Source organism: Embleya sp. NBC_00896 (assembly GCF_045207785.1).
Lineage (GTDB): Bacteria > Actinomycetota > Actinomycetes > Streptomycetales > Streptomycetaceae > Embleya.
Genome location: NZ_CP108776.1, coordinates 6,977,496 through 7,004,009, shown reverse-complemented (window position 1 = coordinate 7,004,009; position 26,514 = coordinate 6,977,496). Strand labels below are relative to the sequence as shown.

Sequence of the window (26,514 nt, the reverse complement as noted above, 5' to 3'; positions counted from 1 at the left end):
GAGGTTTCATGCGTGCCACCCCGACGCTGCTCCTCGACCAGGCCTGGTGCGCGCTCGGCGGCGACCCCGCCGACACCGCGCACGTCTCGTTCACCGGTCCCGCGCACACGCTGTCCTCCGCGCTGCCGGTGACCGCGCTCGCACAGGCCACGATCGGCGCGGTCGCCCTCGCGGCCCGCGAACTCGGCGCCGCGCGCGACGAATCAAACCCGCCCGGGGTCACCGTCGACAGCCGGGCCGCGGCGATGGCCATCAGCAGCGACCGACACCTGCGGCTCGCCGGCGAGCCGCTCGTCGCGATGCATCCGATCTCGCGCTTCCATCGCAGCGCCGACGGGTGGGTGCGCCTGCACGGCAACTACCCGCACCATCGGGCCGCGGCCTTCGCGGCCCTCGGCGTCGACTCCGTGGACGGCGCGATCGACGCCCTGACCAAGCTGACCGGCAGCCGGATCGAGGAACTGCTCGCGGCACACGGCGCGTTGGGCTTCGCGGTGCGCGAGCCGGCCGAGTGGGCCGCGCATCCGCAAGGGTCGGCGGTGGCCGCGCTGCCGCTGCTCGACCTCGCGCGCACCGGCGCCGGCCCCGAGGACCCGCGGCGCCCGACCCCGACCGGCCCGCCCGCCGCCGGCGTCCGGATCCTGGACCTGACCCGCGTGCTCGCCGGCCCCACCGGCACCCGCACGCTCGCCCACCTGGGCGCCGACGTACTGCGGGTGGACTCGCCGCACCTGCCCGAGAACCCGGGCGAATACTGGGACAACGCGTTCGGCAAGCGCTCGACGCTGCTCGACCTGCGGGACCGGGCCGACCGGGCCCGCTTCGACGAACTCCTCGCGGACGCGGACGTGCTGATCACCGGCTACCGCACCGACGCGATGGCCGGGCTCGGCCTGGACCACGACACGCTCGCCGCCGACCACCCGGGTCTGATCACCGCCGCCTTCAACGCGTGGGGCCCGGTCGGCCCGTGGACGAATCGGCGCGGCTTCGACAGCCTCGTGCAGGCCGCGTGCGGCATCGCCAGGATCGAGGCCGGCGACGACCCCGCGCCCGGCGCGCTGCCGACGCAGGCCCTGGACCGGGCCACGGGCTACCTCCTCGCGGCGGCGATCCTGCGGGCCCTGACGCTGCGCCGGCGGGACGGCCTGGGCAGCCGGATCGACCTGGCGCTGGCCCGCACGGGCGCGTGGCTGAGCGCCGCGTACGCGCCGGGCGAGCCGGAGACCGCCGAGCCGTTCGACCCGGCCCCCCACCTGTCCCGGACCGACACCACCGTGGGCCGACTCACCCACGCCCTACCGCCGTTCGAGCTCCCCGGCCTGCCCGCGGCATGGGCGCACGCGCCGACCCCGTGGGGTTTCGACGCGGCCGCCTGGCGGAACTCCTGACCCTTCGTCAACTCCTGTCCCGGCAACCGGAGTTCACCACAAAGACGCAGGTCGCAACGGGCCCGATGTCAGTGCCGGATGGGATGCTTTACGCATGGGTTGAGCGCCACCGCGGAAGACCCGCCGCGGCTCGACGCAGAGGAGGATCCACGATGTCCACTATCAACACCATGACCCGCCTGACCCCCGTGAAGCCCGCGACCGTACGACGGGCCCTGACCCGGATCGACACCGGCACCGTGCGCACCCACCCGGACGGCGTGCGGGACGGCGCGCCCGGCATCTCGCTGCGCACGCTCGCGACGCTCCAGCGCCGCCGACTGGTCCGGCTCGGCGCCGAAGTGCCGCTGCGCGGGCGGAACATGGGCATGACCCGAGCCGGGCACCGCGCGCTGATCGCCCGCGGCCGGCACCTCAAGGGCTCGTGGGCGCAGCTGCTGCTCCAGGAGCGGACCTGGACCACGGCCGGCGGCGACGTGCTCGACATCGCCGACATGCACCCCTACCACTGCGCGAACGCCGCCGCGTGGCTCCAGCGCAACGCCGCGGCGATCCGCGCCGACGCCGCACCGCGCCGGCGCGGCGACGCGGTCGCCTGGATCGACCGCACGCCGCTCATGCGCGCCCTGGTCGCGGCCGTCGAACAGGCGCTTCCGTAAAGCGAGTCGCCCCATCCCGAGCGGGTCGCGTACCCGCACCCGCACCACAAGGCGCCCGTCCACCGGCTCGGTGGGCGGGCGCCCGCGCGTCGGTCGCATTTCGCGGCCGACCGCGGTACGGATCCACGACCCCGCGAGTCGCGGGACGACGCCGAGTGATGAGTTTCGACCGCTCGAACGGTCATAACCGGTACAGCGTCGTCACAGGAGGTCGTCGATGGTCGATCCGTTCGAATCACCCACCACGCGGGCGGCCGTGCTGGCCGTGTACGTTCCCCTCGCGCGCGCCGACATCCCGGGCCTGTGCGAGCGGCTTCGCGAACTGCTGCACGACAGTTCGCTCGACCCGTTCCCATGCGATCTGCGGGCCGTCACCTCCCCGGATCTGGCCACGATCGAGGCGCTGGCCCGGCTCCAACTCACCGCACGCCGACTCGGGCGCCGGATACGGCTGCTCGGGGCGTGCGGTGAGCTGTGCGATCTGCTGACCCTGACCGGTCTAGGCGAGGTGCTCGCCGACGTCGGCCCGGTCGTCGAGGGTTGCCGGCAGGCCGAACAGCGGGAACAGGTGCGGGACGTCGAGGAACGCGTTGAGGCCGATGATCCGACCCTCTGATATCTCGAGCACCTGGAGCGCCCACGGCTCGAAGCTGCCGCCCGGACCGCTGGGGCGGTACTGCCCGAAGCCCGGCGTGCCGTTCGCGACGATCGGGATCAGACGCGAGCCGCGGCACGCGTGCCCGGTGCCCAGCATCCATGCGCGGATGTCGGCGTGCCCCCGCAACCACAGCTCGTACGGCGGCATGGACAGCGTGGCGTCCTCGCGCAGCAAGGCGGTGAGCGAGTCGAGGTCGTAGCGCTCGAAGGCGTCCACGTAACGCGCGAGCAGCGACTGCTGCTCCTCGTCCATCGGCCGCACGGGGTCGGTCGCGGCGGGCTCGTTCTCGGCGAGCGCGGCACGGGCGCGCTGGAGCGCGCTGTTGACCGACGCGACGGTGCTGCCGAGCAGTTCGGCCACCTCGCTCGCCTTCCAGGCGAGCACCTCGCGCAGGATCAGCACCGCGCGCTGGCGCGGCGGCAGGTGCTGCAACGCGGCGACGAACGCGAGCCGCACACTCTCGCGGGCGACCGCGAGCTCGGCCGGGTCGGCCACACTCGGCACGACCCGGCCGTCGGGGATCGGCTCGATCCAGGTCGCCTCGGGCAGCGCGGGGGTGAGCGCGGAACTCGCCGAAACGGGCGAGGACAGGTCCATCGGCCGGGCCCGGCGCTCGCGCCCGTTCAGGCTGTCCAGACACACATTGGTGGCGATCCGGTACAGCCACGACCGCACGGACGAGCGGCCCTCGAAGCGGTCGAAGCTCTTCCACGCGCGCACCATCGTGTCCTGGACGGCGTCCTCCGCCTCGAACACCGAGCCGAGCATCCGATAGCAGTAACCGGTGAGCTCCACGCGGAAGGGTTCGAAGTGCGTTTCCACGGTGTCGGCACCGGTGCCGAGCGCACCACCTGTGACGCTTTCCGTCGCTGTCAGATCACTCATCGGGGGCTCCCACCGGGTACGGCTGTGCGTTCGACCCATCGGCAAACCAGTCTAGGCAGCCCCACCGACACCAGCCCGGTAGTCGCCGACCGGCGCGCCGGGGCGGGGTCGGTTCGGGCGGAGCGGTGGAGTGGACCCGCAGCAACCGACACACGGGGATCCGCCGGCCGCCGGTCCGGCCGACGCCGTGATCGCGACCATCCGCCGGTCACGGCGGCGGCGCGTCGGCCCGCCGGACACGGCCATGGCGCGTCAGTCCACCGGCACCGCCACGAGCTCGTCCGCGTAGCACCAGGCCCAGTCCTCACCGGGCTCGAACGAGCGCACGAGCGGGTGCTCCTCGGCACGCCAGTGCGCGGAGGCGTGCTTCTCCGGGGAGCTGTCGCAGCAGCCGATGTGACCGCACGTCAGACACTCCCGCAGGTGGACCCACCGGGTGCCGTTGCGCAGGCAGTCCTCGCAACCCTCCGTCGAACCCGGCGTCACCGCCGCGGGCAGCCGGTCCAGGTGCTCGCATGGCCCGTCCGTCGGTCGTCCGGCCCCGTCCTGAACCACCTGATAGCGCATCCCGGCCATCGTCGTTCTCCTTCGTCGCAGCGTCGTCGGGAGCACGCGATCCGCGATCCCGACCGGGGTCCTCTTCCCATGGGGACCCCTGCGTACGCTTGCACACGAGGGCATCGCGCGGTCTTCCGCGCCGTGGCTACTTGTCAGTAGCCTCCAAGGGCAGCGCCCCTTTCCGGCACCCGGAGGCCGCAGTGGAGACCACGCACGTCCGTATCGCCGTGATCGGCGCCGGGTTCTCCGGGCTGGCCACCGGGCATCGGCTGCGTCGGCACGCCGGCATCGAGGACTTCGTCATCCTCGAGGCCGCGCACGACGTCGGTGGCACGTGGCGCGACAACACCTATCCCGGCGCGGCCTGCGACGTCCCGTCCAATCTGTACTGCTTCTCCTACGCGCCGAATCCGACCTGGTCGCACTCGTTCTCGCCGGGACCGGAGATCCAGGCGTACCTGCGGCGCTGCGCGCGCGACTTCGGGCTGCTCCCGCACCTGCGGCTCGGGCACGAGGTGGAGGCCGCGCGCTGGGACCACGACACCGCGCGCTGGCGGCTGACCACCAGCGGCGGGCCGTACACCGCCGAGGTCGTGATCGCCGGGGCGGGCCCGCTCACCGAACCCGCGCTGCCGCGGTTGCCGGGCCTGGACGACTTCGGCGGGCACGTGTTCCACTCGGCCCGCTGGGACCACGACCACGACCTGACCGGCAAGCACGTCGCCGTGGTCGGCACCGGCGCGTCCTCGATCCAGTTCGTGCCGCGGATCCAGCCGCACGTGAGCCGGCTCGACCTCTACCAGCGCACCGCGCCGTGGATCCTGCCGCGCAACGACCGCCCCCTCCCCGAGTGGCAGCGCGGTCTCTACCGGCGCCTGCCCGCCGCGCAGCGGGCCGTCCGCCTGGGGTTGTACTGGCAGCGCGAGGCCACGCTCGGCGCGTTCCTGGGGCCGCGCGACTTCGCCACCGGGGTGGCCACCAAGCAGGCGCTGGCGCACCTGCGCGGTCAGGTCGAGGATCCCGAACTGCGGGCCCGACTCACCCCCGACTACCGCTTCGGGTGCAAGCGCGTGCTGCTGTCGAACGACTACTATCCGGCGCTCACGCGGCCCAACGTCGAGGTGGTGACGTCCGCGATCAGGGCGATCCGTCCCGGTGGCATCGTCACCGCCGACGGGACCGAGCACAAGGCCGACACGATCGTCTTCGGCACCGGTTTCCAGGCCGCCCAGCCGCCGATCGCGCGGGTGGTGACCGGGCGCGACGGGCGCACCCTGAGCGAGGTGTGGAGCACCGGGATGGCGGCCCACCAGGGCGCGATGGTGGCGGGCTTCCCGAACCTGTTCCTGGTGATCGGCCCCGGCACCGGGCTGGGCCACTCGTCGATGACCGTGGTGATCGAGGCGCAGGCTCGCTACGCGGTGGACGCGGTCCGGCAGATGCACGAGCACGACATCGCCGAGGTCGAGGTGCTCCCGGGGACGCAGGACGCCTACAACGCCTGGCTCGACGAGCGGATGCGGCACACGGTGTGGAGCGCCGGCGGCTGCACGAGCTGGTACATGGACGAGCGCAACGGCCGGATCACCGCGCTGTGGCCGGGTTCGCTGTCGCGGTTCCGGCGGATGAACCGGCGCTTCTCGCCGGCGGGTCACCGGGCTCGGCGACGGGACCGGGTCGGGTAGGCGGATATCGGTCGCGCAGGCCAGTTATCGGATTGTCGTACATATGGGAACCGGTCCCCGCTCGGCGGGCGGCCCGGGCCTCTTCGAACCACAGGGAGTGCGTGTGATCCGGGATTTCTCAGGTCGGGTGTGCGTCGTCACCGGCGCCGGGTCGGGCATCGGCCGGGCCCTCGCGTACGAACTGGCCGCGCACGGCGCGCGCCTGGCACTGGCCGACATCGACGCGAAGGGGCTGCGGGAGACGGCGGACCGGGCCGAGCGGCTCGGCGCGCGGGAGATCCACACCGAGCTCGTCGACGTCGCCGACCGCGCCGCCGTGCTGAGCTGGGCGGACGAGACGGCGGAGCGGTTCGGCGGAGTGGACCTGGTGGTCAACAACGCCGGCGTCGCGCTGACCGCGACCGTCGAGGAGATGGGCTGGGACGACTTCGAGTGGCTCATGGGCGTCAACTTCTGGGGGGTCGCCTACGGCACGAAGGCGTTCCTGCCGCACCTTCGCCGCTCGCGGGCCGGCCATCTGGTCAACATCTCCTCGGTGTTCGGGCTGTTCGGCGTCCCGTCGCAGAGCGCGTACTGCGCGGCCAAGTACGCGGTGCGCGGCTTCACCGAGTCGGTGCGCCAGGAGATGCGCCTGTCCGGCTCGGGCGTCGGGGTGACCACGGTGCACCCGGGCGGGGTCAAGACGAACATCGTGCGCAACTCGCGCACGGCGCCGGCGCACGACAAGAACGAGGTGGTCGCGCTGCACGACGCGGCGTCCAGGACCTCGGCGCAGCGGGCGGCTCGGATCATCCTCAGGGGCGTACAGCGCGGCCGGGCCCGGGTGTTCGTCGGCGCGGACGCGACCGCGATCGATCTCGGCAGCCGGCTGCTCGGAACCGTGTTCGAGCCCCTGGTGCGCGCGGTGTCCAAGCGGACGGGTGCCACGACGCTCGGACCCGTCGCCACGCCGATGCCGGCGCCCCGACCCGTACCCGCGTCCGCGGATGGTTCGGCGCTCGACACCCGATTGGTCCCCGACGGGTATTCAGACCCCGTTACCGGTGGGTAGAAATAAGTCGAGGCCCGATCGGGAGGCGAGCATGACGGCGGATACGCGGGACACCGGGACACTCGCACGGCAGGACATCACGGTACGCACCGGCGACGACGCACAGCTGTGCGCGCGCGTGGCCGGGCCGCCCGACGCGGCGGTCACGGTCGTCTTCGCGCACGGCTGGACGCTGCACGGCGACGTCTGGCGGGCCCAGGTGGCGGAGCTCGCCGCGGCGGGCGTGCGGGTGGTCATCTACGACCATCGCGGACACGGCCGCTCGACCGCCGGCCGGGCCACGCCGTGGACGATCGACCTGCTCGGCGACGACCTCGCCGACGTGATCGACGCGGTCGCGCCGAGCGGCCCGGTGGTGCTGTGCGGCCACTCGATGGGCGGTATGACGATCATGGCGCTCGCGGCGGCTCGGCCCGAGCTGTTCGGGTCGCGCGTCACGGGCGTGGTGCTGGTCGGCACGTCGGCCGGGAGCCTGGTGCCGACGGGGCGCGGGCTGCCCGCGGCGGTGCGGCTCAAGTCGGCCGCGCAGACCCGGTTCTTCGCGTTCGGGCAGCGGCACCCGCGCTTCATGGCCCGGGGCCGGACGCTGCTGCCGGGGCCGGATCGGCCGGGTCACCTGCGGATCGTCCGGCGCGGGCTGTTCGGTCCGACGGCGGACCCGACGGTGGTGCGGGAGTGCGCGCGGATGGTGTTCGCGACGCCGATGACGACCGTGTGCGGGTTCTTCCCGGCGCTGGCCGCCCACGACAAGGCCGGCGTACTCACCGCGCTCGCCGATGTACCGGTGCACATCGTGGTGGGCGCGTTCGACCGGCTCACCCCGATCGGGCACAGTCACGCGCTCGCGGCCGAGCTGCCGGCGGCCACGCTGCACGTCGAGCGCGGTTGCGGGCACATGGTGCTGACGGAGCGTCCGGAGAGTGTGACCGATCCGCTGCGGGAGTTGTGCGCGGGCACCCGGCCCCGATCGGCCGGCGCGCCGGGGGAGGCTTGACTTCGAGCGCACTGCACCAGGCAGGGTGGGGATCATGAAGACAACCACTCTGGGTATCGACGGTCCCGAGGTCGGCGTGATCGGCCTGGGTTGCATGGGCATGACGCACGCCTACGACGCGGCCGGTCGAGACGACGCCACCTCGATCCGGGTGATCCACCAGGCGATCGACCTCGGGGTGACCCTGATCGACACGGCGGACGTGTACGGGCCCTACACGAACGAGGACCTGGTCGGCCGCGCGCTGGCCGGTCGCCGCGACGAGGTGGTGCTGGCGACCAAGGTCGGCCTGGTCACCGGCGCCGCCGCGGGCACCTCGACCGGCCTGACCAACAACGGCCGCCCCGAGCACGTCCGCGCGTCGATCGACGCGAGCCTGAAGCGGCTCGGCACCGACCACGTCGACCTCTACCAGTTGCACCGGGTCGACCCCGACGTCCCGATCGAGGAGACGTGGGGCGCGCTCGCGGAGACGGTCGCGGCGGGCAAGGCCCGCGCGATCGGCCTGTCCGAGGCGAACGTCGAGCAGATCCGGCGCGCGCAGGCGGTGCACGCGGTGGCCTCGCTGCAATCGGAGCTGTCGCTGTGGACGCGGGACGTGCTGGCCGAGACGCTGCCGTTCTGCGACGAGCACGGCATCGCGTTCCTGCCCTTCTCGCCACTGGGCCGGGGCTTCCTCGCGGGTCGATTCGCCAAGCCCGACGACCTGCCCGAGGACGACTGGCGCCGCACGCTCCCGCGCTTCCAGGCGGACGCGCTCGCGGCCAACCAGCTGATCGTGGACACCGTCCGCACCATCGCCGAGCGCATCGGCGCGACCACCGCACAGGTCGCCCTCGCCTGGGTACGGACACGCGGCCGCTTCGTGATCCCGATACCCGGCACCAAGACCCCGAAATACCTCACCGACAACGCGGGAGCCGCGGAGCTTGCGCTGGGCGCCGAGGACATCGCGACGCTCGACGCCCTCCCGGCTCCCCAGGGCACGCGTTACTGACCACGCCACCGGCGGCCGGCCTGCGGCCCGCTTGTCCTCAAACGCCGGACGGGCTACAAACAGCCCGTCCGGCGTTCGAGAACACTCTCCTTGAGGACAGCCAATCCAGCCCGTCCGGCGTTTGAGGACAGCCAATCCAGCCCGTCCGGCGTTTGAGGACAGCCAATCCAGCCCGTCCGGCGTTTGAGGACAGCCTTTCAAGCCCGTCCGGCGCTTGAGGACAGCCCGATCAGGTCGGCTCGATGCCCAGCAACTCCGCCGTCCAATCCGCATCGGCGGTGACCACACCAAGCAGCCGAGTAGCCCGAGTCAACGCGACGTAGAGCGTCCGCATGCCGTTGGGCGACTGCTCGACGATCCCACGCGGATCCACGATCACCGCCGCGTCGAACTCCAACCCCTTGGCGTCGAGCGCGTCCATCAACTGCACCCGCGCGTCCATGCCCTCGAGGTCGGCCGCCAGTTCCGCGGTCGCCCCCACCGGCGTGACCACGCCGATGGTGCCCTCGACGGTCTCGAGGAGCTCGCGCACGAGCTTGCGCACCACGGGTCCGGTCCGCTCGCCCGCGGTCGCGTGCACCGTCGGCCGCTCGCCGCCGCTGCGCACCGCGCGGGCGGGCCTGGCCCCGGGAACCGCCCGGACCAGCACCCGCGCCGCGACGTCGGCCACCTCGACCGGGTTGCGGTAGTTCGTGGTCAGCTCGAACTCGTACCGGCGCCGCTCGCGCAACGCCTCGGCCATCGCCGCCGCGGACGCGCTCGGGTCCTCCCACGCGCTCTGCGCGGGGTCCTCGACGATCGTCCAGGTCGCGTGCATGCCGCGGCGCCCGAGCATCCGCCACTGCATCGGGGTCAGGTCCTGCGCCTCGTCGATGACGATGTGCGCGTACTCGACCTGCTCGTCCTCGTCCTCGTCGCGCGGTCGGCGCGCGCCGCGGCCGGCGGCCATCCGGTCGGCGTAGGTGGTGACCTCGCTGATCTCGTCGGGCGCGTCCCGGCCGGCCGTCTCGCCGCTGAAGATGTCCCGGCCGTCGACGATGTACGGGTTGTCCTCGTCGGGGTTGCCCTGCGCGATGGTGCGCTTGCGCGGCAGCGGGCCGAGCAGCCCGGTCAGCTCGTCCATCAGCGCGACGTCGTGGAAGGAGACCTCGCCGGTGCGCGCGGTACGGGCCCAAGAGTTCGCCAGCACGGCGACCTGCTCGGGGGTCAGGTCGCGCTCGAACCGGCGCAGCCGCTCCGGGTCGGCGAGCCCCGCCAGCACGTCCACGGGCCGCTGCAGCGGCCACCACGCGCGCAGGAACGCGGCGAACTCGTCGCGCGCGGCCACGTCCTCGTGGAACGAGTCCTTCTCGCCGCGGCCCGCGCCGCGCGAGAGCAGGCGTCCCCACAACTCGGTGAGGATCTGTCGGGCCACCTGGAGCCGGGCCGTGTTGGGGCCGTTGCGCGTCTTGGCGAGCACCTCGCGGCGAATCCGCCGGAGCGCCTTGTGGTCCAGCACGATCCGGGTGCCGCGGTGCGCGATCACGAACTCGGTCGGCGCGCCGGCCGGCACGTCGGCCACCGCGCGGCGCAGCAGGTGGACCATCGACCCGGCGCCCTTGAGCCGGGCCGCCGCGGCGTCGTCGTGGTAGGCCGCCTCGACGCCGTCCACCATGTCGCCGAGCGAGCGCAGCACCGCGCCGCCCTCGCCGAGGGAGGGCAGCACGCGCTCGATGTACGCGGTGAAGCGCGGGTTGGGGCCGACCACGAGCACGCCGCGCGAACCGAAGCGGCGGCGGTACTGGAACATCAGGTACGCGACCCGGTGCAGCGCGACGGCGGTCTTGCCGGTGCCGGGTCCGCCGCGCACGATCACCGAGCCGTCGATGGGTGCGCGGATCGCCTCGTCCTGCTCGCGCTGGATGGTGGCGACGATGTCGTGCATCGAGCCGTCGCGGGTGCGCGAGAGCGCCGCGATGAACGCGCCGTCGCCGACGATCACCATGTCGCCGGCGGCGTCCGGGTCGAGCAGGTCGTCCTCGATGTCGACCACGGAGCGGCCGCGGCAGTGCAGGACGCGGCGGCGCACGACCCCGCGCTGGTCGTCGGGGGTGGCCCGGTAGAACGCCTCGGCGGCGGGCGCCCGCCAGTCGACGACGAGCACCTCGCTGTCCTCGTCCCGGATGCCGATCCGGCCGATGTGCCGGACCTCCCCGTCGAGCTGGTCGAGCCGGCCGAAGACGAGGCCGTCGTCGGCGGCGTCGAGGGAGCGGGCCCACAGCTCGGCGCGGTAGACCATGACGTCACGCTCGACGAGCGCCGCACGCGTGCCGACCTGCGCCTGCCGATAGCCCTGTTGCAGGAGCGCCTGGGCTTCGTCGCGCATGTGTTCCAAACGCGTGTAGGAGCGGTCGACATGGCCCTGTTCCGCGGCGAGCTCGCGTTCCTTGGCCTGGGGGTCGCCTGCCGGCGCGGGCATAGTGATGCTCCTTGTGACGTGGCACAGGTCGGCGCCCACGGTGGACGGGGCGGCGACGATCGTATGCGTCGCCGGCGCTGTCCCCCGCGGACCGAGCCGCCCACGGGGGTTGCGGTTGGGGTCGGGGGTTGTCCCCCGGAGGACACAGTATTCGGGTCGCGCGGCGATCTTGGCGACGCCCGGGTCTCGGTGGGCCGATCCCGGTCGGTCGAACCGGCCGTTCCGGCGCCCCGCCGGGCAGGTGCCGCGGCCGGATCGCGGTCAGCTGCGACGGGCGCGCAGGCGCCGGAGGGCGACGACGACACCGGTCAGGCCCGCGAGTCCGAGTATGACCCACAACCAGGTCGAAACGTCCGGGCCGTCGTCCCCGCCGCTGTCGCTCGGGGTGAGCGCGGCCTGCGCGGGGTCGGCCGGGTCCGGTCGCGGGGCGCCGACGGTGAGCGTGAATCGGGCCTTCGCCTCGTGCTTGGTCGGCGCGTTGTCCGACACGGTCACGCCGAACGCGGTCTCGCCGGCGGCCGTGGGCACGCCGGTGATCTGGCCGCCGTCGGGGTCCAGGCTCAGGCCCGGCGGCAGCGGTTCGTCGGCGATCCAGTGGTACGGGGCGGTGCCGCCCTGCGCGGCGAGGGTCGCGGTGTACGGCCGGCCGACGGTCCCGGGCGGCAGCGCGGCGGACGGCAGCACCAGGGCGGCGGCGGGCGCGCCGTCGACGGGCGCGGAGGGATTCGACTCGCCGACCGCGTTGGTCGCGCTGACCGCGTAGGTGTACGTGGTGCCGTTCTCCAGACCCTGGTCGGTGTAGGTGAGGGTGTCCGCGGCGAGGGAGGTCAGCGGAGCGGTCGAGCCGACCTCGCCGTTCGTCGAGCGGTGGATCCGGTATCCGGTGATCGGGCTGTCGCCGGTGTCCGCGGGCGGCATCCACGACAGCACGACCTGGCCCTGGCCCGCCGTCGCGGACAGGCCGCCGGGCGCGCCCGGCTTGCCGCTGCCGAGCCCGGTCAGCGCGACGGTGCGGCTGCCGCCGGGGACGTTGCCGGTCAGCGTGAGGGTGCCGGTGCCGCTGCCGCGCTTGGTGGGCGTGAACACGATGGCGAACGAGCAGGACGAGCCGCCGGGCACGTTGGTGTCCGGTCCGGAGGCGCACGTGGTGCCGTTGCCGTCGATCGCGAAGGGGCCGTCGGCGGTCGCGCCGGCGATCATGAACGGTACGCCGCCGCTGGTGCCGATCGGCAGGTTGCGGGTGGCACTCTGCCCGAGGGGCACCGCGCCGAAGTCGATGGTGGCGGGCAGCTCGGCCACGGTGGCGGCCGGCACGGTGAAGGTCACCATGGCGTGGCCCTCGCCGGTTCCGCCGGTCGCGGAGATCTGGGCGGCGGGGAACACGGCGCGATCGACGTAGGCGACGAGGCCGCCGGCGGCCGGAGCGAAGAGCCAGGTCAGCGAGGTCGCGGCCGGGGAGAGCGAGGTGCCCTGGTCGGCGATCCGCACGATCAGGGTCGAGCCCGGCGTGACCGGGCTGTTCGGGGCGACGCCGACGGAGCCGGTCACCGAACCGCCCTGGGCGCCGGGGCCGGCCTTGCCGTACACGGTCGCGGTCATCGCGGTCGCGCCGACGGGGATGGTGACGACGTGGTCGCCCGTGCCGGTCACCGGGTTCTGTACCTGGGTGGTGGGATCCGGCGCCGTGGGCACGGCGGGCAGGTGGGCCCGGGCGGCGGCCGGCGGAACCGGATCGGGTTCCGCGACCGCCGCCGGCGCGAACGCGGCGAGCGCGCACACCAGCACGAGCAGCCCCGCGCCGCGGGAACCACGACGCGACGTTCGACGGCGAATGGCGCTGTGCATGGAGATGGACCCCCGGGTGGGCTGCGGCTCTCGGTACCGGACGACACCGGACGGCCCACCCCGACCCGCCGATTCTCGGGTCCCGTGGATTGCGCGCGCACGACTGTCCGGTAGCTCCTCAGCGCGGATGCTAGCGCTCACAGGGAGCGACCGGGAGTGCCACGCCCGAGAAGATCACCCGATGGAATTCGCCGGTGTAGGCCGCCTGTACGGGTCCCCTCCCGGCAAAACTGACCATCCGTCAGATATCCCTGTCCCCGCGGCCGGCGCCGGATCGGTCCCGGAACCGGATCCCGGTTCGATCGCCGGCTCGGTCCCCGGCGGTGCGCCGGCCCGATCGACCACCAGGTGCTCCGGCCGGTGCTTGGATCCGTACCGGTCGGCGCCGTCGCTCGTGTCGGCGCCGAAGCGGGGGCCGAGCAGCGCGAGCACCACGATGAACAGGACAAGGAACCACGCGACATACGCGTCCACGGCACACTCCGAACGGGAAGCGGAATCGGCCCGGAGGATTTCGGGGCCAGTTCTCATTCTGGGTGCGACTGGACTCGGCAAATAGAGCCAATTGCAAGCGGGTGGACTGTGTTTGCCCAGCCTCGGGCATCGGATATGGCGATCCTCCGGCGCGAAGGGGCATCGACGCGGCATCGTGGCCTCAGGCTCCCGCCGGGCCCGGGACGGTACCGGTGGGGCAGCCGGCGGCGTGCGCCTCCCCCCAGCGCGCCGTCGAGGAAGACGGGCTCGCGGGCATTCCCCCCGCTCGCGGGCCCGTCGCCCCGTCCGGCCCCCCCGCACCCGCACCCGCACCCGCACCCGCAGGCGCCCGCGTCAGCGCAGCGCCGCGATCACGTCGCGCATCCGCGCGTCGTCCGCCGGATCGGCCGGCAGCGGCACGGTGACCGCGTCCGCCAGTCCCGCCCAGCGCCCCTTGATCAGGTCGGGCAGGTCCTCGTACAACGCCACCGGCACCAGCGCGTCCAGCACCTCGTCGGTGACGTGCCGACCGAGGTCGGTCCAGTCGTCCCGGCGGACCATCAGGCGCAGCCGCTCCTGGAGTTCGCCCCACCCGTACAGGTCGAGCGTGCCGCGATACGCGGGCGTCGAATACAGGAACGCGAACAGCCGACGCTGCCGCTCGCGTTCGGCGTCGAGCGCGACCCGTTCCGGGCCCGCGATCACCTGTGTCCCGGCGACGAGTTCGAACGCGCGCGGGGCGCGGGCCCGGCCCGCCCCCTCGGCCAGGGCCGGGCGCGCGACGGTCTCCAGGTAGCGCGGGCTCGAATTGGTGGGGTGGGTCACCAGGCCGTCCGCGAGCTCCCCCGCGAGCGCGCACATCGCGGGGCCGACACCGCCGAGCAGGATCGGCGGCGCGGTGGTGTCCGGATCCGGGCCGGGGTTGAAGTAGGGCTGCATGCGGGTCAGTCGGTAGTGCGGCCCCTCGTGCGCGGGCGCCGCGCCGGTCCGGAATGCCTCGAACGCGGCCCGGACCGCGCCCACGTAGTCGCGCATCCGGGCCACCGGCGGCGACCAGGGCATCCCGTACCGGTCCTGGATGTTCTGCCGGATCTGACTGCCCAGGCCGAGCTGGAACCGACCGCCGGAGAACCGGGACAGGTCCCACGCGGTGTAGGCGGTGAGCAGCGGCGAGCGCACGAACGCCAGGGCCACGGAGGTGCGCACGACGATCCGCTCGGTGTGCTCCAGCGCCAGCAGCGCGACGGTGAACGCGTCGTGCACGGTCTCGGCCACCTGCAACCCGTCGTAGCCCGCCGCCTCGGCGCGGCGCGCGTGCGCGGGCACCTCGCGCAGCGGCAATCGGGGATCCATCCCCGTGTAGACCCTCACCAGGCGAAGACTTCGCCGACCAGGGTCTCGGACAGCCCCCACAGCCGCCGCGCGTCCCCCTCGTCGAGGGCCCACGGGGCGTGGTCCGCGGCGATCGCGCAGTCGGCGAGGTAGCGGCCGCCGACGTCGTCGATGTCGGGTGTGGTCGCGGCCCACACCTGGGTCGCCGCGCCGTTCGGAATCCGCTTGATCGGCGGCATGTTCGCGGCGGTGACCTTCTTCTGCAGGTCGCGCCCGGCGTCGCGGGTCAGGTGCCGGCCGAGGCTGGTCGCGACCATCCCGGGATGCACCGCGCACGCGCGCACGCCCCGCGCCCGCAGCAGCCGGTCGAGTTCGAGTGTGAACAGGATGTTCGCGGTCTTGGACGCACCGTAGGCCTTCCACGGGTGGTAGTCCTGCGGGGCGTCCTCGTAGTTCGGGTCGTCCCAGCGGATCCCCGACGCGACGTGCCCGGCGGAGCTGAGGTTGACCACGCGCGAGCCCTTGTCGAGGCTCGGCACCAGCAGGTTGGTGAGCAGGAAGTGGCCGAGGTGGTTCGTCCCGAACTGGAGCTCGAAGCCGTCGGCGGTGCGCGCGAGCGGGGTGGCCATCACGCCGGCGTTGTTCACGAGCACGTCGATCCGCGGGTGTCGGGCCCGCAGTTCGGCGGCGCAGGCGCGGATCGACGCGAGCGAGGTCAGGTCCAGGACCGCGTACTCGACGCCGCCCGGCAGGTCCGCGACCGCCGTCCGGCCCTTGTCCCGGTCGCGCGCGGTCAGCACCACGCGGGCGCCGGCCCCCGCGAGCACCCGCGCGCTCTCGTGGCCGAGGCCGGAGGTGCCACCGGTGACCACGACCGTGCGGCCGGTCAGGTCGAGGCCGGCGACGACCTCGTCGGTGGTGCTGTCGGGTCCGAAAGGCATGGCAGACTCCGCCCCTAGATGCTTGACTTTGTTTAGTACTATGGGGTGTGGGTGCCGGCTTGGCAAGGCTGTGCGGGCGGTAGGTGACGAGTAGTCAGGTCAGCCGGATCAGTCGGCGTTCGGTGGCCACGCTCACGGCGGCGGTCCGGGTGTCCACGCCGAGCTTGGCGTAGATGTGGCCCAGGTGGGTCTTGACCGTGGCCTGGGAGATGAACAGCTCCTTGGCGATCTCGGCGTTGCCGACGCCGCGCGCGAGCAGTTGCAGGATCTCCACCTCGCGGGCGGTCAGCGTGGTGTCCGGCTTGCGCATCCGAGTGAACAGGCGGGCGGCGACCTCGGGGGCGAGCACGGTCCGCCCGGCCGCGGCGTCGTGGACGGCCCGGAACAGGTCCTCGGGACTGCCCGCCTTGAGCAGGTAGCCGGCCGCGCCCGCCTCGATCGCGCGGGAGACGTCCGCGTCGGTGTCGTACATGGTCAGCACCAGCACGTGCGGCGGCTCGGGCAGCGCGAGCAGCCGCCGGGTGGCCTCGACGCCGTCGATCCCGCCGACCAGTTGCAGGTCCATCAGCACCACGTCGGGGCGCAGCGCGGCGGCCAGTCCGACCGCTTCCTCGCCGCTCGCCGCCTCGCCCGCGACCTCCAGGCCCGCCTCGCCGGCGAACAGCGCGAGCAGGCCGGCGCGGACCACGGCATGGTCGTCGCAGACGATGAGGCGGATCGGGTTCACGGGGTGGCTCCTCGGTCGGTGCTCGAAGCGGGGGTGGCCGCGGCGTCGGTGCCCGGCCCGGATGCCGCGTTCGGATCGTGGTCGCCGTGGTTCGGCCGGTCCGGCACGGTCGCGGCCAGCGCGGTGCCCTCGCCGGGGGCGCTCTCCAGCGTGAGCTCGCCGCCGACCTCGGCGAGCCGCCGGCGCAGCGACGGGAGGCCGTAGCCGCGCAGGTCCCCCACGCGGGTCAGGCCCGGGTCGAAGCCGACGCCGTCGTCGCGGATGTCGAGGGCGACCCGGTCGGGCAGGTAGGTGAGGGTGACGTGCACGGCCCGCGCGCGGGCGTGTTCGCGCACGTTGGCGAGGGCGCCCTGGGCGGTGCGGGTGAGCGCGGCCTCGACCGGTTCGGTCAGCGGTCGGACGCGGCCGTCGACGGCGAGCGCGACATCGGGCCCGCCCTCGACCCGGAAGCGCTCGACGACCCGGACCAGGCCGCCCGCGAGGCCGGTGTCGCCGGCGAGTTCGACGGGCGCGAGGTCGCGGACGAATCGGCGGATCTCCTCGACGCCCAGCGCCGCCACCTCCTCGGCGCGGCGCACGTGCGCGCGAGCGGCGGCGGGGTCGGTGTCCCAGGTGCGGTCGGCGGCCTGGAGCAGCATCCGCAGGCTGGAGGTGCCCTGCGCGATGGTGTCGTGGATCTCCCGGGAGAGCCGCTCGCGCTCGGCCAGCACGCCCGCCCGGCGCTCGCTGACGGCCAGTTCGGCGACCGTCTCGCGCAGCCGCTCCTCGTCGCTGCGCATCCGGGTGAACACGGCGGTGGCGATCGCGGCCACGGCGGGCGGGCCGAGGAACAGGCTGGGGTCGATGGTGTCGGCGAGCCGGTACTGGGCGATCACGACGGCGGTGGTCAGCAGCACGACGGTGCCGATCGCGGCCCTGGTCGGCAGCACCCGAAGTCCCGTGTACAGCAGCGGAACCGCGCACCACGCGAAGCTCGGCGCGGCGGTGACGAGCGCGAGCCACGCGGCCAGGACGGCGGCCAGCCACGCGAGTCGCGCGGGCGAGCGGTCCTTGGGCAGGGTCAGGCCGGCCAGGTAGAGCAGGCCGAGCAGGACCGCGAGCGCGAACACCCACGGCGCGCGGCCGTCGGTTCCGTGCCGGACGGTGTACCGCCCGAGCGACGCGACGAGCAGGAGCAGAAAGCCCGCGTGGATCACCAGGCCGGCGTGCCGCACCGGCCAGGGCTCGGCGCGCGGTCGGGGTCGCTGTCGGTGCACGTCGTACCTGTTCCCTGTCCCGGCGGAATCGATCACGCGCGCCACGCGGGGCGTGTTCGGCGCGGGCCGACGGTCCGCGTGCTTCGGCGCGGACCGGCGGTCGCCTCAACCGTCGGCGGGATCGCGCGCGTCCGGATCGGCCGATCGGTTGATCTTCGCACCGCCCGACCGGCGCGCCGGGACCGGCGGCGCGGCCGATGGCGGGCGGGCGCTTCGACGGGAGTGTGGAGACATCGGGGCAGCCGCCCGGGAACGACGCAGGAACGTGAAAGAGGTACGGACGATGAGCAGCTTTTCCACGCGTGGTCGCCTTCTGACCGGAGTCTTCTCGCTCGCGGCGGTCGGCGCCGTCACGGCGGGTGTCGCGGCGGCCCAGGTGCCGAACGCGGCCGAGGCCAAGCACGACGAGCGCCCCGCCGCCGCGGTGCAGTCGGTCAAGACGCTCGGTGTGGACGCCGCGAGCAAGGCGGCCCAGGCCGCGCTCGACGCCGCCGAGAAGGAGGGCCAGAAGGTGACCGTGGTGGTCGTGGCCCGGGACGGTTCGACGCGGGTCGTGCTCAAGGGTGACGGCGCGGGCCCGCAGTCGGAGGAGTCGGCCCGGCGCAAGGCCTTCACGGCCGTGTCGTGGAACGCCCCGACCTCGGTGCTCTCGCAGCGTGTGACCGCTCCCGGCGCCTCGCTCCGCGACATCCCGGGCACGCTGTTCCTGGGCGGCGGCGTGCCGGTCGCGGTGGACGGCGCCCCGATCGTGGGCATCGGCGTCGCGGGCGCCCCCGCCGGCGACCTGGACGAGAAGTACGCCGCCGAGGGCCTGAAGGCGATCGCCGGTTCGCTGAAGTAGGTCCTCCGGGGGTGCCGGTCCCGGAGCCGAGGGGCGATGTGGTCGCCGCTCGGCTCCGGGATCCGTGCGTCGTGGTCGGGGGCGGGACTGCCCCGAGGTCGGTCAGCCGAAGCGCACCGCGCCCTGGGTGTTGAACACCGCGCTCTGGAACGGCAGCAGGAGTTGGGCCGGCAGGAAGCTGTCGGGCATCAGCGGCTCCCGGGGCGTCTGCGCGGCGCGGGCCGCCGGGATGTACAACGAGGCCATCGAGCCGAAGATGATCGCCGTGATGATCACGGCCGCCTTGCGGAATCCGTGCTTGACCATGGAATTGCCCTTCACCGGGGACGTCGGGGGGAACGAATCGGCGTCCCGCCGTGCTCGGGAATTCCGGACACGGCTCCGCCGCGCCGCCCGGGGAATTCATGGCGGCGCGGCAACTCTAGGGTTTTGTCGGCAATGGAAAAGGCGACGTTCGCCCTCACGGGTGACGCCACCGGTTGGCCCAGGGCCCAGGACACGCAATTTCACTCGGAAGGGTGAGGATTGTGCGCCTGCGCGCTCCATGCGTGTCCATGTCGCGGTCCGGGCGTTATCCGGGCCGCCCGGCGCCGATCCGCTCCCGCAGCCGGTGATAGGAAGCTCGCGGCGTCCGGGTCCCGGTCGGGAAGTCGACATGGATCAATCCGAAGCGTCGGTGATAGCCCTCGGCCCATTCGAAGTTGTCCAGCAGGGACCACACGAAATAGCCGCGCACGTCGATACCGGCTTTGATCGCCTCGCCCACGGCGGCGATATGGCCGTCGAGGAACGCGATGCGCTCGGGATCCGCTCGGCCCTCCCCGGTCGAGCAGCCGTTTGCGCGGCGGGCAGCGCGTCCAGGAGCAGCGCGTGTAGGCGGCGGTCGCGGTGCCCCACGAGAAGCCGGTGGGCAGGTCCCAGGGGGTGGCGGGGGGCGTCATGGCGGCTCCGGAGGGGTACTGGTCGCGGGGCTGCCGCCGCCTCGGGCGGGGCGATCGCGGCCCCATGACGGCCGGTCGGGTTCGCGGGGTCCAGGGTCGATGCGGTTGTCCGGACATCGTTTGGTCGGCTAACAATTAGAATGGTTGGCCATGACAACCGCACCTGCGCCAGGCGGCCCCGAGCACGGCTGGCTCCGCCGACTGATGGCCGCGTCGTGGCGCTATCCGAGCAGCGTGCTGATCGCGTTCGGCGCCTCGCTGCTCGGGATGGGCGTGACCGCGCTGGTCCCGCTCGTCCAGCGCGAGGTGGTCGACGACGCGGTCGCGGGCGAGGTCGGCGGCCTGGTGCCGCTGTCGATCCTGCTCGTGGGCGCGGCCCTGGTGACGTTCGCGTGCTCGTACGCGCGGCGCTATGTCGCGGGCAAGCTCTCCCTGGACGTGCAGTTCGACCTGCGCACCAGGATCTTCGGCGCGTTGTCGCGCCTGGACGGCGCCCGGCAGGACGAATTGCAGACCGGGCAGATCGTCAGCCGGGGCATCTCCGACGTGACGATGGTCCAGGGTTTCCTGTCGATGATCCCGATGATGACCGGCAGCCTGTTGCTGTTCGTGATCTCGCTCGGCGTGATGTTCTGGTTGTCGCCGCTGCTCACCCTCGTGTCGCTGGCGGTCGGGCCGGGGCTGTTCGCGGTCGCCTATCTCTCCCGCAAGCGGCTGTTCCCGGCCACGTGGCAGGCGCAGCAGGACGCGGCGGCGCTCGCGAGCGTCGTGGACAACGCGGTCACCGGCGTGCGCGTGGTCAAGGGCTTCGGGCAGGAGGAGCACGAGCTGGTCCGCCTGGAGGCGGCCGGGCGCACGCTCTTCGCGTCGCGGCTCCGCTCGGTGCGGCTGAACAGCCGGTACACGCCGACCCTTTCGGCGATCCCCGCGCTCGGCCAGGTCGGCGTGCTCGCGCTCGGCGGTTGGCTGGCCATTCGCGGCGAGATCACCCTCGGCACCTTCCTCGCGTTCTCGACCTACCTCGGGCAGTTGGTCGGGCCGGTGCGGATGTTGTCCGGGCTGCTGACGTTCGGCCAGCAGGCGCGCGCGAGCGTCGAGCGGATCTTCGAGGTGATCGACTCGCAGCCGATCGTGACCCAGAAGCCGGACGCCGAGGAGCTGCCGGTGGTGGCGGCCTCGGTCGAGCTGGCCGACGTGCGGTTCGGCTACGTGGCCTCGCGCCCGGTCCTGGACGGGCTGTCGCTGCGGGTCGAGCCCGGCGAGACGCTCGCGCTGGTGGGCACGTCGGGTTCGGGCAAGTCCACCGTGTCGATGCTGCTCCCCCGGTTCTACGACGTGCAGGACGGCGCGATCCGGGTGGACGGGCGCGACGTGCGGGACCTGACGTTCGACTCGCTGCGGGCCGCGATCGGCCTGGTCATGGAGGACAGCTTCCTGTTCTCCGACACCGTGCGCGCCAACATCGCGTACGGTCGGCCGGACGCGACCGACGAACAGGTGCTGGCGGCGGCGCGGGCGGCCGAGGCCGACGAGTTCATCAGCGAACTGCCGGGCGGCTACGACACGGTGGTCGGCGAGCAGGGGCTGACCCTGTCCGGTGGGCAACGGCAACGGGTCGCGCTCGCACGGGCGTTGATCACCGATCCGCGGATCCTGTTGCTCGACGACGCGACCTCGGCCGTGGACCCCAAGATCGAGGCGGAGATCCACGCCACGCTGCACCGGGTGATGGCCGGGCGGACCACGATTCTGGTCGCGCACCGCCGCTCGACGCTGCAACTGGCGGACCGTATCGCGGTGTTGGACGCCGGGCGGCTCGTGGACGTGGGCACCCACGACGAGCTGAACGCGCGCTGTCCGATGTACCGCCTGTTGCTGTCGGGACCCGGGGACGACGCCGAGGGCGTGGACGCGCAGGCGCCGCTTTCGCTCGCCGAGCCGAGCACCCCGGCCGACGCGGGGACCGACGCGCGGGCCGACACGCGGGCCGACGCGGGGACCGACACCCGGGGGGTGACGCCCGCGCTGTGGGACCGCTCGAAGCCGACCGATCCGGTGCTGGTCGCGCCGCCCGGCGGGGCGGACCGCCGTACGGGCGGCGGCCCGCACGGCTGGGCGGCGATGCTGCAGGCCACGCCCGAGTTGCTCGCCCAGGTGGACAAGTTGCCGGCCGCGACCGACGTGCCCGACGTGGACGCCGCCGAGGCCCGGCGCTCCGACACGGCGTTCAACCTGCGCTCACTGCTGCGGCCGTACCGGTGGCCGCTGCTGTTCGGGCTGGTCCTGGTGGTCCTGGACACCGGCGCGCAGCTCGCGTTGCCCGCGTTGATCCGGGACGGGATCGACCGCGGCATCGACGACCGGGCGACGCACGCGATCATGACGGTGTCGGCGATCGCGATCGTGATCGTAATCGCCGACTGGTTCGTCAACGTCGGGCAGGCGATGGTCGCGGGCCGCACCGGCGAGCGGCTGCTGTACACGCTGCGCGTGAAGACCTTCGCGCACCTGCAACGGCTCGGCCTGGACTACTACGAACGCGAGTTGTCCGGCCGGATCATGACCCGGATGACCACGGACGTGGACGCGCTGTCGACGTTCCTGCAGACCGGGCTGATCAGCGCCGTGGTCAGCGTGCTGACCTTCTTCGGGATCATGGTCGCGCTGCTCGTGCTCGACTGGGAGCTCGGGCTGATCGTGATGAGCGTGCTGCCGATCCTGATCGCGGCGACCGTGGTGTTCCGGGCGAAGTCCTCCAAGGCGTACACGGAGGCCCGCGAGAAGGTCAGCGTGGTCAACGCCGACCTACAGGAGAACGTCGCGGGCCTGCGGGTGTCGCAGGCGTTCCGCCGTGAGGGCCGCAACTCGGAGCGCTTCGCCGAGCGCAGCGACGACTACCGCTCGTCGCGGCTGCGTGCCCAGCGCTACATCGCGATCTACTTCCCGTTCGGGCAGTTCCTGTCCAACCTGGCGGCCGGCATCGCGTTGATCGTCGGCGCGCACCGGGTCGGCGGCGGGACGTTGTCGGCGGGTGCGCTGATCGCGTACCTGCTCTACATCGACATGTTCTTCTCGCCGATCCAGCAGCTCTCGCAGGTGTTCGACGGCTACCAGCAGGCGGCGGTGGGGCTGCGCCGGATCCGCGATCTGCTGCGCACGCCCACCACGACCCCGGCCGCGATCGCGCCGGTGCCGATCCCGGAGGGGGGCCTCAAGGGCGCGATCAGCTTCGAGGGGGTGCGGTTCGCGTACAACGCCGCCACCGCCGTCGTCGACGACGACGACGACGCGGCCGAGGACACGGCAGCGGCGGGGGCGGGGGCGGTCGCCACGAGCGCGCCCGAGGTGTTGTCGGGGGTCACGCTGCACATCGAGCCGGGCGAGACCGTCGCGCTGGTGGGGCAGACCGGCGCCGGCAAGTCCACGCTGGTCAAGCTCGTGGCCCGGTTCTACGACGTGACCTCGGGAGCGGTCCTGGTGGACGGGGTGGACGTGCGCGACTACGACCTCGCGGCCTACCGGCACCGCCTGGGCATCGTCCCCCAGGAGGCGTACCTGGCCCCCGGCTCGGTCCGCGACGCGATCGCCTACGGCCGGCCGGGGGCGTCGGACGCCGAGGTCGAGGCGGCGGCGCGCGCCGTCGGCGCCCATGCCGCAATCGCCGACCTGGCCGGCGGCTACCTGCACGACGTCGGCGAGCGCGGTCGCAACCTGTCGGCCGGCCAGCGCCAGTTGATCGCGCTCGCGAGGGCCTACCTCGTCGACCCGGACATCCTGCTGCTCGACGAGGCCACCGCCGCCCTCGACCTGGCCACCGAGGCCGCGGTCACCCGCGCCACCGACGCACTCACCGGCCGCCGCACCACCCTCGTCGTGGCCCACCGCCTCACCACGGCCGCCCGCGCCGACCGCATCGCCGTCATCGACCGAGGCCACGTAGTCGAACTCGGCACCCACGAAGAACTCCTCACCCGAAACGGCCCCTACACATCCCTGTGGACCGCCTTCACCGGCAACACGGAACAAGCAGCCTGACCCCAAACGCCGACCGGACTACAAACCCCCGGCCGGCGCCTGAGGCCACCTTCCAGCCCGGCCGGCGCTTGAGGCCACCCTCCAGCCCGGCCGGCGCTTGAGACCACCTTCCAGCCCGGCCGGCGTTTGAGGCCGCAGCCCGGCCGGCACCTGAGGCCACCCTCCAGCCCGGCCGGCGCTTGAGACCACCTTCCAGCCCGGCCGGCGCTTGAGGCCGCAGCCCGGCCGGCGCTTGAGGCCACCTACTCGGTGGAAATCGCCCGCAGGACCGGCAACTTCGCCGCCTTCGCCGCAGGCCGCGCCCCAGCCGCAAGCCCACCAAGCGCCCCAACCGCAATCAACACCACCAGCTGCAGCGCGGGAACCGCGAATGGCAGCGCCGCCCCCGTGTCGGCCCCACCGATCGCCCGGATCGCCGTCCAGCCCAGGAACAGGCCGACCACGAGCCCGGTCCCGGCCCCGATCGCCGCCACCAGCGTCGACTCCCAGCGCAGCGCCGACCGCACCTGCGCCCGCGCCGCCCCGATCGCACGCAACAGGCCCAGTTCACGGGTGCGTTCGTACGCGGCCAGCGACAGCGTGTTGGCGATCCCGCCGAGGGCGATCACCAGCGCGAGCGCGAGCAGCACGTAGACCACCGCGACCAGCGTCTGCAACATCGCGGCGCGGGCCTTCACGAACCCCTCGCGGTCCCGCACCGGCGGAGCCCCGTACTCCTCGGCCAACCGCTCGACCGCGGCCTTGACCTGATCGGTCGACACCCCGGGGGCGAGCCGCAGCACCGCCGCCGCGTCCAGCGCCGCGTCCGCGTGCGGCTCCCATGCCTGGCGGTCGATCAGGTAGTCGCCGACCACGGCCGTGCGGTCGTACACCCCGGTCACCGTGAACGGCTGCCGGGCGCCGTCGGGGAAGGTGATCTCGGCGGTCGAGCCGAGCCGCCATCCCCGGTCCTTCGCGGTGTCGGCGGACACCGCGATGCCGTTCGGGCCGAGCCCGTTCACGCTGCCGGCCGTCACGTCGAGGTCGAACAGCCGGTCCAGCCGCGCGGAGTCGACGGCGAGCAGTTGTCGGCTGTGGCCGTCCACGAGCGCACCGGCGTTGCGGATCCCGGTCGCCGCCTCGACACCGGGCAACCCGGCTACCCTGCCGGTGAGTTCGGGGCTGTGGCCGCCACCGGCCCAGCCGCCCGGCGAGGATCCGCCGATCACGATCTGCCCCGCGATCACCTTGCGGGTCTGCTCGCCGGAGCCCTCCTTGAGCGATGCGGCGAACACCGCGAAGATCGTCACGATCGCGATCCCGAGCACCATCGCGGTCGCGGCTCCCGCGGTCCGGCGCGGGCTGCGCAGCAGGTTGCCGCGGGCCAACGCGCCGGGCGCGCCGCGCAGTCGCGGCAGCGGTGCGGTGAGCGGACCGCCCACGGCGCGGATGCCGGCCGGGGCGATCAGGAGCACGCCGACGAGCACGGCCGGGGCCGCGACGGCGAGGCCCAACATGCCGCCGCCGGCGATGCCGACCGCGATGCCCGCGGCGAGCAGCACGACGCCGACGAGCAACCGGCGCCGCGGCAGCGCGGCGCTCTCCGCACCCGCGCCGCGCAGCGCCGTCACGGGGGCGACCCGCGAACCGCGCACGGCGGGCACCAGGGCCGCGAACGCGGTCACCAGGATGCCGACGGGCAGCACGATCAGCGCGGTGGACGCCTTGAACGTCAGCCCGCGGGCCGGCAGTTCCACCCCGAGCGCGGTGAACAACTCCTTGAGCCCGGCGGCCAGGCCGACGCCGGCCGCGAGCCCGGCGGTGGACGCGATCACCCCGATCACGAGCGCTTCGATCAGGGCCTGGCGCAGCACCTGGCCGCGGCCCGCGCCGAGCGCCCGCATCAGCGCGACCTCACGGGTGCGTTGCGCGGCCACCACCGAGAAGGTGTGGTTGATCGAGAAGGCGGCGACGACGAGGGCGATCGCGGCGAAGACGGTCAGGAAGGTGCGGAAGATGGTCAGGAAGCCGTCCTCGACCGCGTCGACCGCCTCGCCGGTGGCCTCACTGCCGGGCAGTGCCTGGGCGTCGGCCGGCAGCGCCTGCTGGACGCGCGCGGCGAGTTCCTTCTGATCGGTGCCGTCGACGGCGCGGACCGCGATCGTGCTGACCTTGCCCGCGTCGCGCAGTACGTGCTGCCGCGCGCCGGTCAGGTCGAACGCGGTGAACGAGCCGCCGCCGAAGGCGTCCTGGTCGCCGAACGTGGCGATGCCCACGATGGTGACGGGCACCGGCCCGGGGGTCAGCACCGTGACCCGGTCGCCGGGCTTCAGATGGCCCTGCTTGGCGGTGGCCCGGTCGATCACGACCTCGTCGGAGGCGGCCGGCGCCCGGCCGTCGGCGAGTCGATACGGGGTCAGTGCCGGGTCGGGGACCCAGTTGCCCGCCATCCGCGGACCGTTGCCGGTCAGCGCCTTGCCGTCCTTGCCGACGACCTGGCCGTAGCCCTGGATGACCGGCTCGGCGTTGGCGACGCCGGGCACGGCCCGGACCCGGTCCACCAGGCCGGCGTCGATGCCGCCGCGCTGGGTGCCGGGGTCGTCGGTGACGGCCGTGGCGTTGCGCACGACCACGTCGGTGCCGGCCCCGCTGTCGCGGATCAGGCCGCCGATCGAGGAGCTCATGGTGTCGGCGAGCACGAGCGCGCCGGAGAGGAAGGCCGTGCCGAGCAGGACGGCCAGGAGGAGTCCCACGAGCCGGCGCTTGCGGGCCCACAGGTTGGCGAGCGAGAGACGAATCAGCATCGG

19 protein-coding genes and 1 pseudogene are annotated in these 26,514 nt (G+C 73.3%); 9 read left to right on the top strand and 11 right to left on the bottom strand.

Translation table 11 applies throughout. The features are described from left to right. Positions 1 to 8: 8 nt before the first annotated feature. From OG928_RS31230 to OG928_RS31220, 3 genes are all read left to right on the top strand, one after another. Entirely contained in the window at positions 9 to 1,391 is a 1,383-nt protein-coding gene (locus OG928_RS31230) for a CoA transferase (protein ID WP_406289987.1), read from the top strand. A 152-nt stretch (positions 1,392 to 1,543) separates the two neighbouring features. Beyond that, the gene (locus tag OG928_RS31225) at positions 1,544 to 2,050 is read left to right on the top strand and encodes a hypothetical protein (RefSeq protein ID WP_406289985.1); all 507 of its coding nucleotides are present in this window, start codon (positions 1,544 to 1,546) and stop codon (positions 2,048 to 2,050) included. 217 nt (positions 2,051 to 2,267) lie between these two features. After that, entirely contained in the window at positions 2,268 to 2,666 is a 399-nt protein-coding gene (locus tag OG928_RS31220) for an STAS domain-containing protein (protein WP_406289983.1), read from the top strand. Here OG928_RS31220 and OG928_RS31215 read toward each other — a convergent pair. Further along, positions 2,550 to 3,593: a sigma-70 family RNA polymerase sigma factor gene (locus tag OG928_RS31215; protein WP_406289981.1), complete on the bottom strand. Its 1,044-nt coding sequence runs from the start codon at positions 3,591 to 3,593 to the stop codon at positions 2,550 to 2,552. The two genes, OG928_RS31220 and OG928_RS31215, sit on opposite strands and share 117 nt — an antisense overlap. A gap of 252 nt (positions 3,594 to 3,845) precedes the next feature. Next, on the bottom strand, positions 3,846 to 4,169 hold the full coding sequence (locus OG928_RS31210; protein WP_406289979.1) for a ubiquitin carboxyl-terminal hydrolase 14: 324 nt from the start codon (positions 4,167 to 4,169) through the stop codon (positions 3,846 to 3,848). Positions 4,170 to 4,351: 182 nt separating this feature from the next. Here OG928_RS31210 and OG928_RS31205 point away from each other — a divergent pair, with 182 nt between their 5' ends. The 4 genes from OG928_RS31205 to OG928_RS31190 all read left to right on the top strand — a co-directional run bounded on the left by OG928_RS31205 (position 4,352) and on the right by OG928_RS31190 (position 8,878). Then, positions 4,352 to 5,836 (top strand): flavin-containing monooxygenase, encoded by a 1,485-nt coding sequence (locus OG928_RS31205; protein WP_406289977.1) that lies wholly within the window; start codon positions 4,352 to 4,354, stop codon positions 5,834 to 5,836. A 103-nt stretch (positions 5,837 to 5,939) separates the two neighbouring features. After that, on the top strand, positions 5,940 to 6,887 hold the full coding sequence (locus tag OG928_RS31200) for an SDR family NAD(P)-dependent oxidoreductase (protein ID WP_406289975.1): 948 nt from the start codon (positions 5,940 to 5,942) through the stop codon (positions 6,885 to 6,887). Between the two features lie 31 nt (positions 6,888 to 6,918). Then, positions 6,919 to 7,881, top strand: a complete 963-nt coding sequence (locus OG928_RS31195; protein WP_406289972.1) for an alpha/beta fold hydrolase — start codon at positions 6,919 to 6,921, stop codon at positions 7,879 to 7,881. A 34-nt stretch (positions 7,882 to 7,915) separates the two neighbouring features. Beyond that, entirely contained in the window at positions 7,916 to 8,878 is a 963-nt protein-coding gene (locus OG928_RS31190; RefSeq protein ID WP_406289970.1) for an aldo/keto reductase, read from the top strand. 229 nt (positions 8,879 to 9,107) lie between these two features. Here the strand turns inward: OG928_RS31190 and OG928_RS31185 are convergent, their stop codons facing one another. The 6 genes from OG928_RS31185 to OG928_RS31160 form a co-directional block, all read right to left on the bottom strand. Beyond that, a complete protein-coding gene (locus tag OG928_RS31185) occupies positions 9,108 to 11,336 on the bottom strand; it encodes a HelD family protein (protein ID WP_406289967.1) in 2,229 nt (742 codons plus the stop codon). Between the two features lie 261 nt (positions 11,337 to 11,597). Beyond that, positions 11,598 to 13,181, bottom strand: a complete 1,584-nt coding sequence (locus OG928_RS31180; protein ID WP_406289965.1) for a fibronectin type III domain-containing protein — start codon at positions 13,179 to 13,181, stop codon at positions 11,598 to 11,600. 828 nt (positions 13,182 to 14,009) lie between these two features. Continuing rightward, positions 14,010 to 15,026: a TIGR03617 family F420-dependent LLM class oxidoreductase gene (locus tag OG928_RS31175; protein WP_406289962.1), complete on the bottom strand. Its 1,017-nt coding sequence runs from the start codon at positions 15,024 to 15,026 to the stop codon at positions 14,010 to 14,012. Beyond that, a complete protein-coding gene (locus tag OG928_RS31170) occupies positions 15,023 to 15,928 on the bottom strand; it encodes an SDR family NAD(P)-dependent oxidoreductase (RefSeq protein ID WP_406289960.1) in 906 nt (301 codons plus the stop codon). Before OG928_RS31170 ends, OG928_RS31175 begins: the two co-directional genes overlap by 4 nt. A 94-nt stretch (positions 15,929 to 16,022) precedes the next feature. Beyond that, the gene (locus OG928_RS31165; RefSeq protein ID WP_406289957.1) at positions 16,023 to 16,655 is read right to left on the bottom strand and encodes a response regulator; all 633 of its coding nucleotides are present in this window, start codon (positions 16,653 to 16,655) and stop codon (positions 16,023 to 16,025) included. Then, entirely contained in the window at positions 16,652 to 17,911 is a 1,260-nt protein-coding gene (locus tag OG928_RS31160; protein WP_406289955.1) for a sensor histidine kinase, read from the bottom strand. The genes OG928_RS31165 and OG928_RS31160 overlap by 4 nt, the downstream gene beginning before the upstream one ends. A 283-nt stretch (positions 17,912 to 18,194) precedes the next feature. Between OG928_RS31160 and OG928_RS31155 the strand changes: the two genes are divergently transcribed. Continuing rightward, positions 18,195 to 18,752 (top strand): heme-binding protein, encoded by a 558-nt coding sequence (locus OG928_RS31155; RefSeq protein ID WP_406289952.1) that lies wholly within the window; start codon positions 18,195 to 18,197, stop codon positions 18,750 to 18,752. Between the two features lie 102 nt (positions 18,753 to 18,854). On the opposite strand, the gene OG928_RS31150 is transcribed toward OG928_RS31155, so the two are convergent. Then, entirely contained in the window at positions 18,855 to 19,058 is a 204-nt protein-coding gene (locus OG928_RS31150) for a hypothetical protein (protein WP_406289950.1), read from the bottom strand. Positions 19,059 to 19,323: 265 nt separating this feature from the next. Next, positions 19,324 to 19,590, bottom strand: a pseudogene (locus tag OG928_RS31145) (family 1 glycosylhydrolase); the annotation flags it as partial. A gap of 253 nt (positions 19,591 to 19,843) precedes the next feature. On the opposite strand from OG928_RS31145, the gene OG928_RS31140 reads away from it, so the two are divergent. Next, complete coding sequence (locus OG928_RS31140) at positions 19,844 to 23,728, top strand: ABC transporter ATP-binding protein (RefSeq protein WP_406289949.1); 3,885 nt, start codon at positions 19,844 to 19,846, stop codon at positions 23,726 to 23,728. Between the two features lie 242 nt (positions 23,729 to 23,970). Here the strand turns inward: OG928_RS31140 and OG928_RS31135 are convergent, their stop codons facing one another. Continuing rightward, positions 23,971 to 26,511, bottom strand: coding sequence for an FtsX-like permease family protein (locus tag OG928_RS31135; protein WP_406289947.1), 2,541 nt, complete (start codon positions 26,509 to 26,511; stop codon positions 23,971 to 23,973). Positions 26,512 to 26,514: the final 3 nt, after the last annotated feature.

Coding starts and splice junctions, on each gene's coding strand:
- OG928_RS31190 (WP_406289970.1), top strand. CDS start 7,916: ATGAAGACAACCACTCTGGGTATCGACGGTCCCGAGGTCGGCGTGATC.
- OG928_RS31210 (WP_406289979.1), bottom strand. CDS start 4,169: ATGGCCGGGATGCGCTATCAGGTGGTTCAGGACGGGGCCGGACGACCG.
- OG928_RS31185 (WP_406289967.1), bottom strand. CDS start 11,336: ATGCCCGCGCCGGCAGGCGACCCCCAGGCCAAGGAACGCGAGCTCGCC.
- OG928_RS31140 (WP_406289949.1), top strand. CDS start 19,844: ATGACAACCGCACCTGCGCCAGGCGGCCCCGAGCACGGCTGGCTCCGC.
- OG928_RS31220 (WP_406289983.1), top strand. CDS start 2,268: ATGGTCGATCCGTTCGAATCACCCACCACGCGGGCGGCCGTGCTGGCC.
- OG928_RS31150 (WP_406289950.1), bottom strand. CDS start 19,058: ATGGTCAAGCACGGATTCCGCAAGGCGGCCGTGATCATCACGGCGATC.
- OG928_RS31230 (WP_406289987.1), top strand. CDS start 9: ATGCGTGCCACCCCGACGCTGCTCCTCGACCAGGCCTGGTGCGCGCTC.
- OG928_RS31180 (WP_406289965.1), bottom strand. CDS start 13,181: ATGCACAGCGCCATTCGCCGTCGAACGTCGCGTCGTGGTTCCCGCGGC.
- OG928_RS31195 (WP_406289972.1), top strand. CDS start 6,919: ATGACGGCGGATACGCGGGACACCGGGACACTCGCACGGCAGGACATC.
- OG928_RS31225 (WP_406289985.1), top strand. CDS start 1,544: ATGTCCACTATCAACACCATGACCCGCCTGACCCCCGTGAAGCCCGCG.
- OG928_RS31155 (WP_406289952.1), top strand. CDS start 18,195: ATGAGCAGCTTTTCCACGCGTGGTCGCCTTCTGACCGGAGTCTTCTCG.
- OG928_RS31170 (WP_406289960.1), bottom strand. CDS start 15,928: ATGCCTTTCGGACCCGACAGCACCACCGACGAGGTCGTCGCCGGCCTC.
- OG928_RS31215 (WP_406289981.1), bottom strand. CDS start 3,593: ATGAGTGATCTGACAGCGACGGAAAGCGTCACAGGTGGTGCGCTCGGC.
- OG928_RS31135 (WP_406289947.1), bottom strand. CDS start 26,511: ATGCTGATTCGTCTCTCGCTCGCCAACCTGTGGGCCCGCAAGCGCCGG.